The 15,993-nt window shown below is 44.5% G+C and carries 13 protein-coding genes; 4 read left to right on the plus strand and 9 right to left on the minus strand.

Going from position 1 to position 15,993, the window contains the following annotated elements:
• Positions 1–11: 11 nt before the first annotated feature.
• Entirely contained in the window at positions 12–521 is a 510-nt protein-coding gene (locus AWM72_RS04030) for an FUSC family protein (RefSeq protein WP_067973582.1), read from the minus strand.
• Positions 522–653: 132 nt separating this feature from the next.
• Here AWM72_RS04030 and AWM72_RS04035 point away from each other — a divergent pair, with 132 nt between their 5' ends.
• The gene (locus tag AWM72_RS04035; protein ID WP_067973586.1) at positions 654–1,259 is read left to right on the plus strand and encodes a GNAT family N-acetyltransferase; all 606 of its coding nucleotides are present in this window, start codon (positions 654–656) and stop codon (positions 1,257–1,259) included.
• Between the two features lie 388 nt (positions 1,260–1,647).
• Here the strand turns inward: AWM72_RS04035 and AWM72_RS04040 are convergent, their stop codons facing one another.
• The 7 genes from AWM72_RS04040 to rpsF form a co-directional block, all read right to left on the minus strand.
• Positions 1,648–2,940, minus strand: coding sequence for an adenylosuccinate synthase (locus AWM72_RS04040; RefSeq protein WP_067973589.1), 1,293 nt, complete (start codon positions 2,938–2,940; stop codon positions 1,648–1,650).
• A 75-nt stretch (positions 2,941–3,015) separates the two neighbouring features.
• Positions 3,016–4,410 carry a replicative DNA helicase gene (dnaB, locus tag AWM72_RS04045; RefSeq protein WP_372595700.1) on the minus strand — a complete coding sequence of 465 codons (1,395 nt, stop codon included), beginning with the start codon at positions 4,408–4,410 and terminating at the stop codon, positions 3,016–3,018.
• Between the two features lie 106 nt (positions 4,411–4,516).
• Positions 4,517–4,969, minus strand: coding sequence for a 50S ribosomal protein L9 (gene rplI / locus AWM72_RS04050; RefSeq protein ID WP_067973596.1), 453 nt, complete (start codon positions 4,967–4,969; stop codon positions 4,517–4,519).
• A 2-nt stretch (positions 4,970–4,971) separates the two neighbouring features.
• Positions 4,972–6,993: a DHH family phosphoesterase gene (locus tag AWM72_RS04055; protein WP_067973600.1), complete on the minus strand. Its 2,022-nt coding sequence runs from the start codon at positions 6,991–6,993 to the stop codon at positions 4,972–4,974.
• A gap of 2,690 nt (positions 6,994–9,683) precedes the next feature.
• Positions 9,684–9,923, minus strand: a complete 240-nt coding sequence (rpsR, locus tag AWM72_RS09190; RefSeq protein ID WP_083272419.1) for a 30S ribosomal protein S18 — start codon at positions 9,921–9,923, stop codon at positions 9,684–9,686.
• Between the two features lie 26 nt (positions 9,924–9,949).
• Positions 9,950–10,540, minus strand: coding sequence for a single-stranded DNA-binding protein (gene ssb / locus AWM72_RS04060; RefSeq protein WP_067973604.1), 591 nt, complete (start codon positions 10,538–10,540; stop codon positions 9,950–9,952).
• A 33-nt stretch (positions 10,541–10,573) separates the two neighbouring features.
• Entirely contained in the window at positions 10,574–10,864 is a 291-nt protein-coding gene (gene rpsF / locus AWM72_RS04065) for a 30S ribosomal protein S6 (RefSeq protein WP_067973608.1), read from the minus strand.
• Positions 10,865–11,103: 239 nt separating this feature from the next.
• On the opposite strand from rpsF, the gene AWM72_RS04070 reads away from it, so the two are divergent.
• Positions 11,104–11,976: a fumarylacetoacetate hydrolase family protein gene (locus AWM72_RS04070; RefSeq protein WP_067973611.1), complete on the plus strand. Its 873-nt coding sequence runs from the start codon at positions 11,104–11,106 to the stop codon at positions 11,974–11,976.
• On the opposite strand, the gene AWM72_RS04075 is transcribed toward AWM72_RS04070, so the two are convergent.
• A complete protein-coding gene (locus tag AWM72_RS04075) occupies positions 11,966–12,265 on the minus strand; it encodes a hypothetical protein (protein WP_144435176.1) in 300 nt (99 codons plus the stop codon). The genes AWM72_RS04070 and AWM72_RS04075 overlap by 11 nt on opposite strands.
• A 167-nt stretch (positions 12,266–12,432) precedes the next feature.
• Between AWM72_RS04075 and AWM72_RS04080 the strand changes: the two genes are divergently transcribed.
• Both AWM72_RS04080 and AWM72_RS04085 read left to right on the plus strand, forming a co-directional pair.
• Positions 12,433–14,151, plus strand: a complete 1,719-nt coding sequence (locus AWM72_RS04080; protein ID WP_067973618.1) for an ABC transporter ATP-binding protein — start codon at positions 12,433–12,435, stop codon at positions 14,149–14,151.
• The gene (locus AWM72_RS04085; protein ID WP_067973621.1) at positions 14,144–15,892 is read left to right on the plus strand and encodes an ABC transporter ATP-binding protein; all 1,749 of its coding nucleotides are present in this window, start codon (positions 14,144–14,146) and stop codon (positions 15,890–15,892) included. Before AWM72_RS04080 ends, AWM72_RS04085 begins: the two co-directional genes overlap by 8 nt.
• Positions 15,893–15,993: the final 101 nt, after the last annotated feature.

Raw genomic sequence — 15,993 nt, forward strand, 5'->3', positions numbered from 1 at the left:
TTAAGCTTTACTTATTTTGTCAAAAATTTTTTAACCGCATCCACCCTTTCTCGCGATAGAGCCCATTCGACGAAAAGCGCAACTGCCGCTCCTACTAAGGTATCCACTAAGCGCCAGAAAACATAGAGAATCCGTTCCTGGTCGGGAATGGAATAGAGGACGATCGTATAAATCGCAATGGAACCTACAATCGCTTGCGAGGAATTAAAAGCATTGCCTAAGATAATGGTGAGCATAACCCCCAAAGCAGGAAAGAGATAAGAAAAAATCTGCCAATCAGGGAAGAGGGTCATCAAAGAGACACAGAGAAGGGCCATCAAGCCCCCAATAAAATTCCCAAAAATCCGGTGGCGGCCATATTTATTGGTCGACTGGAAATCCGTTCGCTGGCTAAATCCAGCAGACAAGGCAGCAATCTGGGGAGAATGGGTGCTAAAGAGATCATATAGCAAGGCGATTAAAAAGAAACTGAGGCCTGTCTTAAAAGTCCGCATTCCTAAGTGAAATCTTGTCTGTCCCATCCCAAGGGCTCCTTTCATCCTGACAAAAACTTTATAAGTAACATAATAGCGGTCAAGTTAGTAATTAACAAGTCTAAATTTAAAGAAAATCTAAATAAAAGCATTTTGGAAAAGAAAATAGGAGGAGACGTATTGGAAAATTCATCCCTAACACCAAGTGAACGTGAACAAGTTGCCGACATCATTGTCAATGCCTTCGAAGACAAAATCCACTATGTTTGGATTATGACTAGCGACAAGGCCAAAGCTAAACGCCTGATCGCTAAACATTTTAACGAAGACCAATTAATCGTCGTCCGCGACCAAGGCAAGATCCAAGGCATCCTCTCCTATGAAAGCCGGGACCAACCCAACTTCCTCCCCATCCCCTGGCAGAGCTTCCGCCAAGAATTCGGCTTCTTCCCCTCCCTGATCCGCAGCCTAGGCTACTACATCTACAAGCACAGCCAAAGTAAGGCCCAAGCAAGAGACTGGCACATCGACCTCCTCGCCGTCCACTCCCAAGCCAGGGGCCAAGGCATCGGTAGCCAACTCCTCCAAAAAGCCAGCCAAGCCGCCAAGGCCGACCACAAACAACAAGTCATCCTAGAAGTCGTCAACAGCAACCCCCGCGGCAAAAAATTCTACGAACAAAACGGCTTCAAAACCAGCGACCACCAAACCATCCCCCGCCTCTTCCAACCCTTCACCAAAGCCGCCAACTTCAGCAGCTTCTATATCATGAAAAAAAGGGTGTGAGCAAGAGCGGTTAGACTTGAATGATTGGAGCCCAAACGGAAAAGAGCGGCTTTAGCCGATCGTTCCGATTGGGTGAAATCACTTCAAGTCTGCTCTTGCGAACCCGACTAAAGGGTGTGAAAAGACAGGGTGTGAGAGGATGCGGGAGAAAGGGACCTCTGGAGTAAAAGACCAGAGAAGGCTGGAGGCCTTCGACGGGCTTTTGCGAAGAGGAGCCCTTTCTGCATCCTCGAACTCGACTACAGGGTGTGAGGGAGCGCGGGTAAAAATAGACCTCTGGAGTAAAGAGCCAGAGAATATACTGACCCCAAGCAAGATAGCAGTCCAAACTAAAAGGCAGCTAAGCGAGAAAACCAATCATTTCTCGCTTAGCTGCCTTTTTATCTTCTTAGCTATGCCAAATATCATTCAAAATATTAGTTTGTTGACGGTCAGGGCCGACAGAGAAGGTAGAAATTCTAACCCCCACTAATTCACTGACACGTTCCACATAACGGCGGGCATTGTCAGGTAGGTCATCAAGTCTCTTGCAAGCTGTGATATCTTCTGACCAGCCAGGTAGCGTTTCATAAATGGGCGTACAATCAGCCAATTCCTTAAGGCTAGCAGGGTAGTAATCAATCCGACTGCCATCTGATTTCTCATAGGCTACGCAGATTTTCACTTCTCCCAGACCAGATAGGACATCGACACAGTTCAAGCTGAGATCGGTTAAGCCAGAGATACGTTTAGAGTGGCGCATCACCACAGCGTCAAACCAACCTACCCGGCGTGGCCGACCCGTTGTCGTTCCATACTCATGACCAACTTCACGAATGCGGTCGCCCACCTCATCAAAGAGCTCAGTTGGGAAGGCCCCTTCACCCACACGTGAGGTATAGGCCTTGCAGACCCCAACAACCTTATCAATCTGGGTCGCACCGATCCCGGTTCCAACGGTGGCGCCCCCAGCTACAGGATTTGAAGAGGTGACAAAAGGATAGGTCCCTTGGTCAATATCCAGCATATTTCCTTGGGCTCCTTCAAAGAGGACACGCTGCCCTTGGTCCATCAACTGACCAATCAAATAAGAAGAGTCTGCCACATAGTCTTTGACTTCTTGGCCATAAGCATAGTAACTTTCAAAAATAGAGTCAAAATCTAAAGCTTGTCCCTGGTAAATCTTCTCAATCACTTGATTGTGATAAGCCAAATTCGCCTTTAATTTTTCCGCAAAGGTATCCTTTTCCAGTAAATCACAGAAACGAATCCCGATCCGAGCCGCCTTATCGGTATAAGCAGGGCCGATCCCTTTAATGGTCGTTCCAATCTTTTGGTCGCCCTTAGCTTCTTCTTGGAGTCGGTCTAATTCAATGTGGTAGGGCAGGATGACATGGGCCCGGTTGGAAATCCGTAAACCGCTCGTGTCTACACCATTCTCCTTAAGATAGTTCAATTCTTTGACTAAGGCTTGGGGATTGACGACAACCCCGTTGCCAATAATGGATAACTTATCTGGCGAGAAGATACCAGAAGGGATTAAGTGGAGGGCAAATTTCTTCCCATCAAATTGGATGGTATGACCGGCGTTATCGCCGCCCTGGTAGCGGACAATGGCGCTGGCCTCCTTAGCTAGGAAGTCCGTAATCTTCCCTTTCCCTTCGTCTCCCCACTGTGTTCCAACAACAACAATTCCAGACATAATTCCAAGTCCTTTCTCGATTGGCTTATCCATAGATTGGATAGTATTTTTGACGCTACAACCGTCTTTACTCCCCTACATCTCCGCTTCATCGCGGAAACTTACCGAGGAGAATTTATTGAATTCCTTAGTGAAGATTAATTTCACTGTCCCGCGGGCCCCACTCCGGTTCTTCTCAATAATCACTTCAATAATGTTATTATCAGCATCCGGATTCTCTTCCTCTTCGCTGCCCTCTCTTTGATAATAATCCTCACGGTAAAGGAAGGCAACAATATCCGCATCCTGCTCGATCGAACCGGATTCCCGGATATCACTGAGGACAGGCCGCTTATCCTGCCGCTGTTCCACACTCCGAGAAAGTTGGGACAGGGCAATGACCGGCACACTCAGTTCTTTAGCTAATTTCTTTAATTGCCGAGAAATCTCAGACACTTCCTGCTGGCGGTTCTCGCTCCGCCGGCTCCCTTCGATCAACTGCAAGTAGTCAATCACAATCAGGTCCAAGTCTCCCTTTTCTTGTTTGAGTCGGCGCGACTTAGCCCGAATATCTGTCACCCGGATCCCCGGCGTGTCATCGATGTAAATCTCAGACTCCCCCAGGGCCCCCATGGCAACGACTAGGTCAGACCACTCTTGCGGCTCTAAACGTCCCGTCCGCAGACGGTTAGCATCGATACTGCCTTCTGCACAGAGCATCCGGTTGACTAAGGACTCGGCCCCCATTTCCAGACTGAAGATGGCTACTCGACCATTCTGCTTGGTCGAAATGTTCTGGGCAATATTCAGAACGAAAGCCGTCTTCCCTACCCCAGGCCGGGCTGCAAGGATAATCAATTCATCCGGATGCAGGCCCGTGGTCATCTTATCAAGATCAGGGTAACCCGTTGCAATCCCCGTGACCGCCTCATGCTGCTTGGACAATTCTTCAATATGTCCAATCGATTCCTGGAGCACCTGGGAGATATGGATAAAACCATTCCGATTGCGATTCTCACTCACCGCTAGGATTTGCCGCTCGGCTCCATCCAGGATAGTCGTCAAGTCATGTTCCTCACCGTAAGATTCCTTCTGAATCGTATTGGTCGCATGGATCAGCTTTCTAAGGATCGACTTCTCTTCGACAATCTTGGCATAATACTCCGCATTCGCTGCCGTCGGTGTCTTCTCAGCAATTTCAAAAATATAGTCAGCCCCACCGATATTCTCCAGCATGCCCCGGCTCTGTAGATCTTCCTGGATCGTCAAGGCATCAATCGCCTCGTCCCGGTCATTGAGTCGCTGCATAGAGCTAAAAATCAAGCGGTGGCTTCTTTTATAAAAATCTTCTTCACTGACAAATTCATTGACAGTTGTAAAAATATCCGGCTCAAGTAAAATTGAACCCAATACTGCCTGCTCAGCTTCAATATTCTGAGGAGGAATACGTTCTATTAAGTCACTATCAGCCATGATTTCCCCCTTCGTCATAAATCAAGTCCTTTAGGCGTTAATAATTATACTAAAAACTTCAGCTCATGAAAATAAGCCAGGGCAAAAAAAGCCCTAGCCCATTCAATTCTCATTTTTTAATTTTCTATTCCTCAACAACATGTACCCGGATCGTCGCTTCAACATCCGGATGTAATTTCACAGGCACATTCCGATAGCCAAAAGCACGGATTGGGTTGGGTAATTCAATCTTCCGTTTATCGATCTTAATCCCATATTGGTCCTTCAAGGCTGTCGCAATCTGCTTAGATGGCACAGAACCAAAGAGACGGCCATCTTCGCCACCCTTAGCCTTAACTTCAGCAACCGTTTTCTCATCTTCTAGAAGGGCCTTTAATTTTTCAGCTTCTGCCTTTTCTTCAGCGGCTTCTTTGGCTTCTGCCTTCTGTTTGCCTTTGAGGGCAGAGATGGCACTATTAGTTGCTTCTTTAGCTAGGCCTTTTTTAATCAGGTAGTTTTGCGCATAGCCGGTAGAAACTTCCTTAATTTCACCTTTTTTACCTTGTTTTTTAACATCTTGTAAGAATATGACTTTCATCCTTATTCCTCCTTATCTTTTGCTAAAACTGCTTTCAACTGGTCGACCGCTTCACTCACCGTGACATCGGAAATCTGTGTGGCAGCATTGGATAAGTGGCCGCCACCACCTAGTTCTTCCATAATCGTTTGCACGTTGACATTCCCCATACTCCGAGCCGAGATGCCGACCCGACCATCATTGCGTTGGAAGACAACGAAGGAAGCAGCTATCCCATTCATAGACAAGAGGGTGTCCGCTGCTTGGGCGGCAATCACAGTGGAATACACTTGACCGTCCGGCCCCTGGGCAATCCCCATATTGGGCTCAACATACTGAACGCTCTCGATCAATTGGCTGCGGTCGATATAATCATTGAGGTCCTCCTTCAAGAACTCTTGGATGAGAATGGAATCGGCCCCATTGGACTTCAGATAAGAAGCTGCATCAAAGGTCCGTGAGCCCGTACGCAAAGAGAAGTTTCGCGAGTCAACAGTAATCCCTGCCAACATGATCGTCGCTTCCAAGCGATTAACTGGACTGCCTTCTGGATTCTGGTATTCAAAGAATTCCGTAATCAATTCGCAGGCCGAGGAAGCATAGGGCTCAATGTATTCTAAGAGAATATTGTTGGCCACTTCTTCGCCTTTCCGGTGGTGGTCAATAACCACAATCCCATTAACAGCTTCAATTAATTCAGGGGCTACCGTAATAGAAGGCCGGTGAACATCCACCAAGAAGACAAGAGAGTCTGGTTGGACCATCTCTTCGGCCTGGCTTGGCGAAATAATAGCCTCTGCATTATCAGGATCTTGACGTAATTCCTCAATTACCCGCTTAATATCCTGGTTGATCCGATCTTCATTCACCACGATATAGCAGTGGCTATTATTCATTTGAGCAATACGCCGAATTCCCACACATGCACCAATAGCATCCATATCGGGATAATCGTGCCCCATAACAAAGATGGTTTGGTTTTCCTGCATCATCTTAGCAATCGTATTGGCAATTTGCCGCGACCGCACATGGGTCCGCTTAACCATTGGATTGGTTTTTCCCCCATAGTAACGGGCCTTTTGGTTCTTAACTTTGATGACAACTTGGTCACCCCCACGGCTCAAGGCCAGGTCCACATTGGCTTGGGCTTGGTCCCCGATTTCGCTAATACTCAGCGGGTCATCCATCTCACGATAAGAAATCCCAATTGAAAGGGTCAGTGGGAAGTTCCACTTAGAAGTGGCTTCCCGGATGGTATCGATAATCTGGAATTTATCCTCTTCCATCTCTTGCAAGGCCCCGTAAGTCCCGATGAGAAGGAAGCGGTCATCATCCAATTCTTTAACAAAACTATTATACTTTCGACCCCAAGTCGACAATTGCTTGGTCATGTAGTTATCGATCGTTGACTTGCGGCGGTCATTCAAGGCCGACATGATTTCATCATAATTATCCACCAAAATATGGCCGATAATCATACGGTTATTGCTGGCAGCCTGGCTAATTTCACCATACTTAGTCACATCCATGAAATACATAGCCCGCTGGTCGCGCAAAAGCCCCACATCAAAGAATCGATCCTGCCATTGAATCCGATCCGTTGATTGGCCCTCTTCCTCATATAAGCGATGGAAAACCTCGGCCAAATCTTCATCAATTTCTTCGAGTTCGTGGCCAATCAAATCATTACGGTCAAAATACTTCAATAAATAAGGATTCACCCAGTCGATCAAATTATCATTCGGATTAAACAAGATAATACCAATCGGCATCTGCAATAAAATCTCATTCTGAACCGATTGCAAACGATTTTCGAGCCGCTCCATTTGCTTGGCAAACTCATATTCCAGGGCATTCCAAGCATAAAGTAAAACTAAAGCTACTAAGATAACTAATACGAGGATGAGAGCCCCTAATTTCACACTAGAGATAAAGGCTAGGATGGCACAAGCCAAGAGTAAGAGTGCAGCAATCCCAATCGCAAGAGAAATGCGACCATCTTTTAATTCAGGATGCTGCTTAGACTGCTTGTAATTTTTTTGCATGATCTACTCCTTCATTTCATATAAGGATATTTTAACACACTTAGCTTATTTTTAAATTAATTTCAATCATCTCTATTATACCGTGAAACAGGCAAAAAGAAAAGGATAAAAGAACATGTGTTCCCTATATAAATGTTACACGTGAAACATTTTTTAGTCAAACTTTATGTTTTCTCTTTATTTTTACTATTAATTTTAATAAAGTGTTTCACGTGAAACAAAATAAAATCACTTTTTTGGTGAAACAAATTAATAAAGTAAGCTTCACATAGAGTAAAAGAAGTAAAACTCAAACTATTGTCTTTATATGTTAAATAAACACTTTATTATCACTTGCTATCAATCATTGAGAAATATTTTTGCTCAGTTATAAAAAATAAATTTTACTATTTCTATTTTTTTTATAAATGTTCCACGTGAAACACTAATACTGATTCCAATTTATTAAGCATCCAATTTTAAAATGTTTCACGTGAAACATAGCTGGAAAAAGTTAATAGGAAAGATATTAATCATTACGATAAAGAAAACTAAGCATTTATCTTACAAAAGCAATTAACTCTGGGCAACAAGCTTCATAGTGAATTAAAGTCGATTTTGATATTTTCATTTCAAGCAATCGAAACTTGCCAATAAAAAAAGAAGAACTAGAGGATAAAGTATTAGATATCAAAGTGGAACTCTTCCTTTAACTGGACAGACCTCCCTATCTAAAATCATTTTTTCTTAAAGCCAACTACAAATTAAAATTCATCCATCAACCAAGCTAAAGATTTCCCCATAATTTTTCACCATGTACGAGTTGTCATGGGATACGGATATTAGGATGTGGTACTAGGCTAGTTAGCTGATTCAAAACTAACTAATCAACAGTAAGCATTTACAATCCACTCTTCCTTGTCTAAATAAAAGCTATCGCTTCCTCCCAATTTTAAGGATTGAACTTATAATATAGATTTACCAGTCACAGATAGCAACTATACATGATTAACAATTACAATATATAATAAATAAGCAAGAGACAAATATCTACAATCATTGTTTCACGTGAAACACAAATAGGAAGGATCACACTTTCATTCAGTATTAATGATTCTCCACTGGCCTCCTCCGCTTGGATAAATTAATTTAATATTGCTAGTTTTTAAACTAAATGATATGGAGAATTATAGAATTAGGATGATACTAGTTAGACCTTTCGTTAACCTGAAATCATTTCAAGTCTAATTTTGCGAAGCCAACTCAACAACTATACCAAGAGTGTGAGTGTAAGGCTTTGTCCGCTTAACTTTTGTTCACTGGAGTAAGCCATAAGAATTAGAATAAGTCTGCAATACTTGACTATGTGACGGAGACTTGTGAAGTCACATGAAAGTTGGAAAATGAATCCAATTACTAACTATGTCCAATCCTTTACCAACACTTTCCCATAGTTCACAGATAGTTGCTATAGCTGATCGAAAGCTAGCGAATTACAGATATATACGTTAAGCCGAATTCAGGACTAATCTACTTTTGTCACACGCTCATATAGAATTAAAATTAATCTATTTATCCTACATATCACATTCATTATCCTTTTTTAAAGAAGACATTTTTTTGGGGAAAGTAATTAGTTATAGTCAACAATACTTTTCATTAACTAACTTGAAATTTAGCGCTAGTTTATAGATGTCTGCCATATTTAGTAAAAAGGCTTCTGTGGGCACACAAAGTCAATTGTTCCACGTGAAACATAGAACTGAATTAAATAAAGCTAGCAATATATTCAACATTTATTTACTAATTTTAGGAAAGCACTATTTCTTTAACTTACGGCTTATTAACATCACTAGCAAACTATAAAAAAGAGAGATGATACTTCCTGCATGCTTGCAGAAAAATCATCTCTCTTTTATTTATTACACACTCTGGTGATTCAATAATACGTATTCTTGCTTAGGAAAGTATTATATTAAGATTATTTTGGTCAAAGTTATCCTAAATCTGCTAGGAAGTTAGATCTTTTCATTAACTCAAGACTAATTCACTATTTTTTATTGGGCTATGTATTCTCAAAAACTCATCGATGGGGAATGAGCCACATTCTTTATTATAGACTTGTTAGTTTTAATTTCTTAGCTTTGACAAGTTAAAGATAATAACTTTTACGCTAACATATTGCCCTTAATAGCCATTAAAAAATTCATTTTGTTCCACGTGGCACATTAAAAGATCTAGTCACATCGCTAATCACTTTTTAGCTAGAAGAACTTATACACAATTTTATAAAAGGAAAATTTTCACTTATCCACACTAGGGTACAGCAATATTATTTTCTTATTTTTATCCACAATCCAAGGATATCCACATTAGGCTTAGAATTTTCCATATGTAAGTACTTTTTTATCTAATCATCAATAGTAATTGTCGTTAAAGAGAACATACGTTCCTATCAATGGACAAAAACTCCTGTTTTTCAAACATCTTATCCACAATTCAACAGACTTATCCACTTATAAACAGCATTGTGGATAGAATTTGTGGATAAGTGCTGGGCTGTTTCACGTGGAACAATCCACAGTTATTCTCATAAATATCCACAACTGTGCATAAAAAGAATTAACATGTGGAAAACTCTTGTTTTAGGAACATATGTTTATACACAGGCATAAAAAAAGCACCCGGTTAATACCCGGTGCTCTCTTCTATTAGTCCTGAACGGTAAATGGTAATAGGGCCATTACACGTGAACGTTTAATAGCAGTTGCTAAAGCACGTTGGTGTTTTGCACATGTACCAGTTACACGGCGAGGTAAGATTTTACCTTTTTCAGAAATATAACGTTGTAATAAATCTGTATCTTTAAAATCAATGTGATCTACATGGTTAGCGCAGAAGAAACATACTTTTCTACGTCTACGGCCACCACGACGACGATTTTGTGCCATGTTCATTATCCTCCTTTATTCCATTTTTAGAATGGCAGGTCATCATCGGCAATATTAATCGAAGACCCATCATTGTTAGATGATTGGTTCTGGTCGTTGTTACCAGAAGCAAATGGGTTATCATTGCCAAATCCGCCTGCACTAAACGGAGAAGAATTATCATTAGAGGCAAAAGGATCTTGATTTGCTTGGGAAGCAAATGGATCTTGGTTTTGGTTTGATGAACCAAAGTTATTGCCTTGGTAAGCATTGTTACCATATGAATTGTTGTTAGATTGTGGACGACTTTCAGTAACTGATTTTGGTTCTAGTAAGCTGAAATTATTAGCTAAAACTTCTGTTACGTAAACACGTTGCCCTTGTTGGTTTTCGTAGTTACGCGTTTGAATGCTCCCTTCAATTCCGACGAGGGAACCTTTCCGGGTAAACTTAGCAAAATTTTCGGCTGACTTACGCCACATCACACAGGAAATGAAGTCTGTCTCAGTTTCACCCTGTGAATTACGAAAGTTGCGATCACAAGCTACTGTAAAGTTAGCAACAGCGATGCCGCTTTGCGTATAACGTAAATCGACTTCTCGAGTTAATCGGCCAACTAATACGACATTGTTAATCATATGATAATCCCTCTCTCGTAATCTTAGTCTTCATTAAGCTTCAATTTTAGTGATCATGTGACGTAAAATGCCGTCGTTGATCTTAGCGAGACGGTCAAATTCGTTGATGCCTTCAGCATCTTCAGCTTCACATTCTACGATATGGTAGATTCCTTCGCGGAAATCTTCAATTTCGTATGCGAAACGACGTTTTTGCCAGTCTTTTGATTCAATGATTGAAGTCCCGTTTGAAGTTAAGATATTGTCAAAGTTTTCAACTAAGGCTGATTTTGACGCATCATCTAAATCTGGACGGATAATGTATAAAACTTCATATTTAGTCATTGGCTTTCGCACCTCCTTTTGGTCTTGTGGCTCTCCTCATTAGAAAAGAGCAAGGAGAGTATATTCATACTCACAATATTATATTTTAACAGACTGGGAAAAATGACGCAAGTAATTGCTCAGTATTTTTCTATAATTATTTTTCTGCTGGCATCTGGATCCACCTAGCATTTTAGGGGCATTCCACCAAGCGATGGGCTATAATGGAGATAAGAGCTTTTATTGAAAGGGGTTTTTCCATGCAATTCTTTAACTATCTCCACCAGGGACAAGCTGGCTTGGGTGCTTACATAAACGACAAGCACTACGCCCTCAGTGACTGGATCTTTGACCATGAAAATTTAATGATCCGCTCGATTGATGACCTCCTGCAGGCTGACCAGGCCAAGGCCTTAATCGACCGGCTCAGAGCTTTAACTCCACAAGACCTACTTCCTTTAGAAGGGGACTTTGACTTTCTGCCCGCTGTGTTAGCGCCGGAGAAAATTCTCTGCGTCGGGCTCAACTACCAGGACCATATTGATGAAGTGGACCGGTCGGATGCTCGGGAAGAGCCGACGATCTTCTCTAAGTTTAATAATGCCTTGGCAGCGGCTGGGCAAAAGATTCCTTTCCCAAGTTATGGCAGCCAGCTCGACTATGAGGCTGAGCTTGTCGCTATCGTGGGGGAAGAAATCAAAGACATCCAAGCAAAAGATTTCCGACCGGATATGATCTTTGCCTATACGGCAGGTAATGATCTCTCCTTGAGGGACCGGCAATTCGCCAGTAGTCAGTGGTTGGTCGGGAAGACAGGAGATGGTTTTGCGCCAGTCGGTCCCTATGTCAGCTTATCAGACCAGCTTGATCCTCAGCAGCTCGCCATTAGCTGCCAGGTGAACGGTCAGACGGTCCAGGCCGCTTCGACCCAACAAATGATCTTCAGCATTCCTGAAATTGTGAGCTACCTGTCCCGTCATATGACACTTAAGCCGGGTGATCTCATCTTCACCGGGACGCCGGATGGGGTAATTGCCGGTAAAAAAGCTGAAGACCAAGTCTGGCTGCAGCCGGGAGACCAGGTCTGTGTGACAATTGAAGGGATCGGCAGTCTGGAGAATACTATTGCTTAAGCGAGCCTTTCATTTGCGCTAATTTGACAAAGACTGTCAGGTAGATGAAGGCTGCCACAATAAGTAATAAATAGGCCGGTAAGTGGAAGAAATAAACAATAACTAAAATAAAGGCTAGAACCGTTCCAGCAAATAGGAGGCTAACTCCCAATCCCTGGGCAAGTAGGTGGTTGTGGTCGGCCTGGTTTTGGTCAAGACTGTAAAAAGCGATCTGGTCCTGCTTCAGTGCCCAAAAACCAAGTCCTAGGGTCACCACAGCCAGGATAAGAAAGATAAGATAAAGCATCATGAGCCCTCCTTTCTTAGGCTTAGCTATATTCTACCGGATTTATTCTCTTAGCTGCAAATAGGAGGGCTGAGTTCTTTTATTCGCTTGCTGGCCTGGCTTGTGATAAAGTGGAGGGTACGCATTTATGATCAATAGTGATTGTTTGATTAGATTGGAGGCACTCGATTGTGCAAGTATTTGCTTACCTAAGAGCTTACCGTTGGCGAATCTTACTCGTTATTTTACTGACCTTCGGAAATGCTCTGGGTGAACTTTTTCTACCCAAATTAATGTCTACGGTGGTTGACCAAGGGGTGGCTAATGGGGATACCCAGCTGATTCTTAAGATCGGGGGCGTCATGTTGCTTGTTGTTCTCGTGACCGTCCTCTGCCGGGGCTCAGCTGCCTACCACTCGGCTAAGGCAACTATGGGCTTCTCCAGGGACGTCCGCCACCAGATGTATACCAAGGTCAACCACATGACCTTCGATGAGACCGAAGACTTCGGAATTTCCTCTTTAATTACCCGGACAACGGATGATGTCAATCAAATTGAACAAATGGCCTTGATGGGCATGCGGCCCTGGGTCCGGGGACTGTTAATGTTTGTGGGCGGGCTGATTATGGCCCTAACCACTAATCTCCGCTTGTCTTTTGTTATTTTTCTCAGTTTACCCTTAATTCTTATCGGGACCTATATTGTCTTTCGAGTGGCTTTGCCTTATTTTCCTAAGTTGCAAGCCTATCTCGACCGCATCAACCTGCTTTTCCGCCAGCGTCTGACGGGGCTGCGGGTTATTCGAGCCTTTTCTCGTAACCGTTATGAAGAAGAGATCTTCAGTGAAGCCAATGAGGACTACTACCAGACTGCCCTCAAGGTGAACCGTATTATGATTACCGTTATGCCTCTTTTGACCATTATCTTGAACTTCTCCCTAGTTGGTGTGGCTTATTTTGGTTCTCACCTGATCGACCAGGGGGACTTGCAGATTGGAGATATGATGGCTTATCTCCAGTATATTACCCAGGTACTTTCGGCTTTGATCATGATCTCTCACCTCTTAACCATGCTGCCGCGAACCTTTACCTCGGCCCAGCGGGTGAATGAACTCTTGACCTATCCAACGCGTGAAATTGGGGGACAGATCTCCCTCCAAGAGCCGATTCAACGGATTGAAGCCCGTGACTTGACCTTCTATTACCCAGGCGCCAATCTGCCGGCCTTAAAGGAGATTAACTTTAGGGTCGAACGTGGGCAGACCCTGGGCATTATTGGAGGAACAGGATCGGGGAAGTCGACCCTGCTCAAACTCCTGCTCCAATTCTATGATCCAAGTGCCGGCCACTTACTCATTAACGACCAGGATATTGAAGACTTAGAAGCCGCTAGTGTACGCGACCAGATGAGCTATGTGCCCCAGCAAAACTTCTTCTTCACCAAGTCCATCCGTGACAACTTATCCTATAGTAATGAAGCCGTCAGTGACGACCGCTTGCTGAATAACCTAGAGATCGCCCAGGCCAGAGACTTCCTGCCTGAAGAAAGCCCACTCGATGAAGCCATGATCCGGGGAGGAAATAACTTCTCAGGCGGCCAACGCCAACGTCTAGCCATCGCCCGGGCCTTGAGTCGGCAGGTCCCTGTCTATATCTTCGACGACTCCTTCTCTGCCTTAGATTATCAGACGGACTACGAACTCCGCCAGGCCCTTCAGGAAGCCCTGGACCAGGCCATCTTAATTATTGTCGCTCAGCGTGTGGCTACCATTCGCCATGCCGATAAAATTCTTGTCCTCGATAATGGCCAAGTCAAAGGTTTCGGCAGCCATGAGGACTTGCTAGAAAATAACCAAATTTACCGTGAAATTGCCCTAAGTCAAGGAGAGGAGGCGGTTGACCATGCCTAAGCAAAAACAAAAAACCTTACCCCGGCTCCTCGCCTACCTGGGCCAATACAAGTTCTTCTTAGCTCTCAGTGTCTTAGCCACCTTGGTCATCGCTGCCTGTGATATCATTGCCCCTCGCATGATGGGGGACTTAACCAGTCAACTCTTCCACGATATCCAATCCGGCCAGGCCATTAACTTCCAGGCAGTAGGCCGACTCTGCCTTATCCTAGTCGGTCTCTACTTGGCCCTAGCTGTCTTTAATTTCATCCAGGGGCAACTTCTCACCTATATTTCCCAGAACTTTATCTTAAGACTCAGGGAAGAAGTATCTCATAAGGTCAAGCATATTCCCTTAGCCTACTTCGACCAAGCACGAACGGGCGACCTTTTGAGCCGGATGACCAGCGATGTAGAGGTACTCGGGAAGAATATCCAGCAAACCATCAGCCAGGTCTTCTACGGGATTATCCTCCTCCTAGGAATTATCGTGATGATGCTCCGCATTTCTGCTGTGATGACCGCTATCTTCTTCGTCACCATCCCCCTGAGTTTCTTTGCTACCCGCTTTATTACCAGCCGGTCGCAGAAATACTTCCGTGCCAAGGCAAAGGGTCTGGGGGCTATGGTCGCCTACGTTGAAGAAAGCTTTACTGGGACAGACCTGATCAAGGCTTATAACTATGAAGACCGGGCCGACAAAGAATTCCGTAGCTACAATGACAAGCTCTATGACGTGTCTTACAAGGCCAGCTTTATGGCGGGGGTCCTCCTACCTGTGATGACCTTTGTCAGCAACATGGGCTATGTCGCTATTGCCATCGTCGGCGGCCTCCTCGTCCTCAACCAACAGATCCTCGTCGGGGACGTCTTGGCCTTTATCCAGTACAGTCAGAAGATGACTCGCCCCATCAATACCATGGCAGAGATGGCCAACCTCCTCCAAGAGACCATGGCATCAGCCGACCGGGTCTTCGAATTCTTAGATGCCCCTGAAGAAGTGGAATGCGATGAAGCGCGAATTGACTCACCTATCGAAAGCATCAGCTTCGACCATGTGGGCTTTGCCTATGAAGCCGGCCATCCTATTATCAAAGACCTGAGTTTAGAAGTGGACCAGGGGCAAACAATTGCCATTGTGGGGCCAACGGGAGCCGGTAAGACCACCCTGATCAACCTCCTCTTGCGCTTCTACGATGTCAGCAAGGGCGCGATCCGGATCAACGGAACGGACATTCGCCAGGTACCGCGCGATAACCTGCGCCAACATTTTGGCATGGTCCTCCAAGACACTTGGCTCCTCCAAGCCAGTATCGAAGAAAATATCCGCTATGGTAAGTCCGGAGCTAGCCAAGAAGAAGTGATTCAGGCGGCCAAACAAGCCCACTGCTACCACTTCATTGAGAGCCTACCAGATGGCTTCGACACCCTACTCAACGAAGAAGCCTCCAACATCTCCCAAGGCCAACGCCAGCTCCTCACCATTGCCCGGGCCTTCATCTCGGACCCTGACATCCTCATCCTGGACGAAGCTACCTCCTCCGTCGACACCCGGACAGAAGGCCTCATCCAAGAAGCCATGGCCAATCTCATGACTGGGCGGACCAACTTCGTCATCGCCCACCGCCTCTCCACCATCGTCGACGCCGACCGCATCCTCGTCCTCGACCAGGGGGACATCGTTGAACAGGGTAGCCACCAAGAACTCCTCGCCCTCAACGGCACCTACGCCAAACTCTACCAAAGCCAATTCGCTGAATAAAAGGGTGTGAGGGCGCGCGGGTAGCTTTCGTTCGCTGGAGCAAGTCACCAGAGCAGTCTGTAAGACTGCGGCGGAGACTTGTGAAGTGACACGAAAGCTAA

Origin of the sequence: Aerococcus sanguinicola (genome assembly GCF_001543145.1) — a bacterium.
In the GTDB taxonomy this organism is placed as follows: Bacteria; Bacillota; Bacilli; order Lactobacillales; family Aerococcaceae; genus Aerococcus; species Aerococcus sanguinicola.

Excerpts from the sequence above, each read along its gene's own strand:
- AWM72_RS04030 (WP_067973582.1), bottom strand. The coding sequence starts at position 521 with ATGGGACAGACAAGATTTCACTTAGGAATGCGGACTTTTAAGACAGGC.
- AWM72_RS04040 (WP_067973589.1), bottom strand. The coding sequence starts at position 2,940 with ATGTCTGGAATTGTTGTTGTTGGAACACAGTGGGGAGACGAAGGGAAA.
- dnaB (WP_372595700.1), bottom strand. The coding sequence starts at position 4,410 with ATGACGAAGGGGGAAATCATGGCTGATAGTGACTTAATAGAACGTATT.
- rplI (WP_067973596.1), bottom strand. The coding sequence starts at position 4,969 with ATGAAAGTCATATTCTTACAAGATGTTAAAAAACAAGGTAAAAAAGGT.
- AWM72_RS04055 (WP_067973600.1), bottom strand. The coding sequence starts at position 6,993 with ATGCAAAAAAATTACAAGCAGTCTAAGCAGCATCCTGAATTAAAAGAT.
- rpsR (WP_083272419.1), bottom strand. The coding sequence starts at position 9,923 with ATGGCACAAAATCGTCGTCGTGGTGGCCGTAGACGTAGAAAAGTATGT.
- ssb (WP_067973604.1), bottom strand. The coding sequence starts at position 10,540 with ATGATTAACAATGTCGTATTAGTTGGCCGATTAACTCGAGAAGTCGAT.
- rpsF (WP_067973608.1), bottom strand. The coding sequence starts at position 10,864 with ATGACTAAATATGAAGTTTTATACATTATCCGTCCAGATTTAGATGAT.
- AWM72_RS04070 (WP_067973611.1), top strand. The coding sequence starts at position 11,104 with ATGCAATTCTTTAACTATCTCCACCAGGGACAAGCTGGCTTGGGTGCT.
- AWM72_RS04075 (WP_144435176.1), bottom strand. The coding sequence starts at position 12,265 with ATGATGCTTTATCTTATCTTTCTTATCCTGGCTGTGGTGACCCTAGGA.
- AWM72_RS04085 (WP_067973621.1), top strand. The coding sequence starts at position 14,144 with ATGCCTAAGCAAAAACAAAAAACCTTACCCCGGCTCCTCGCCTACCTG.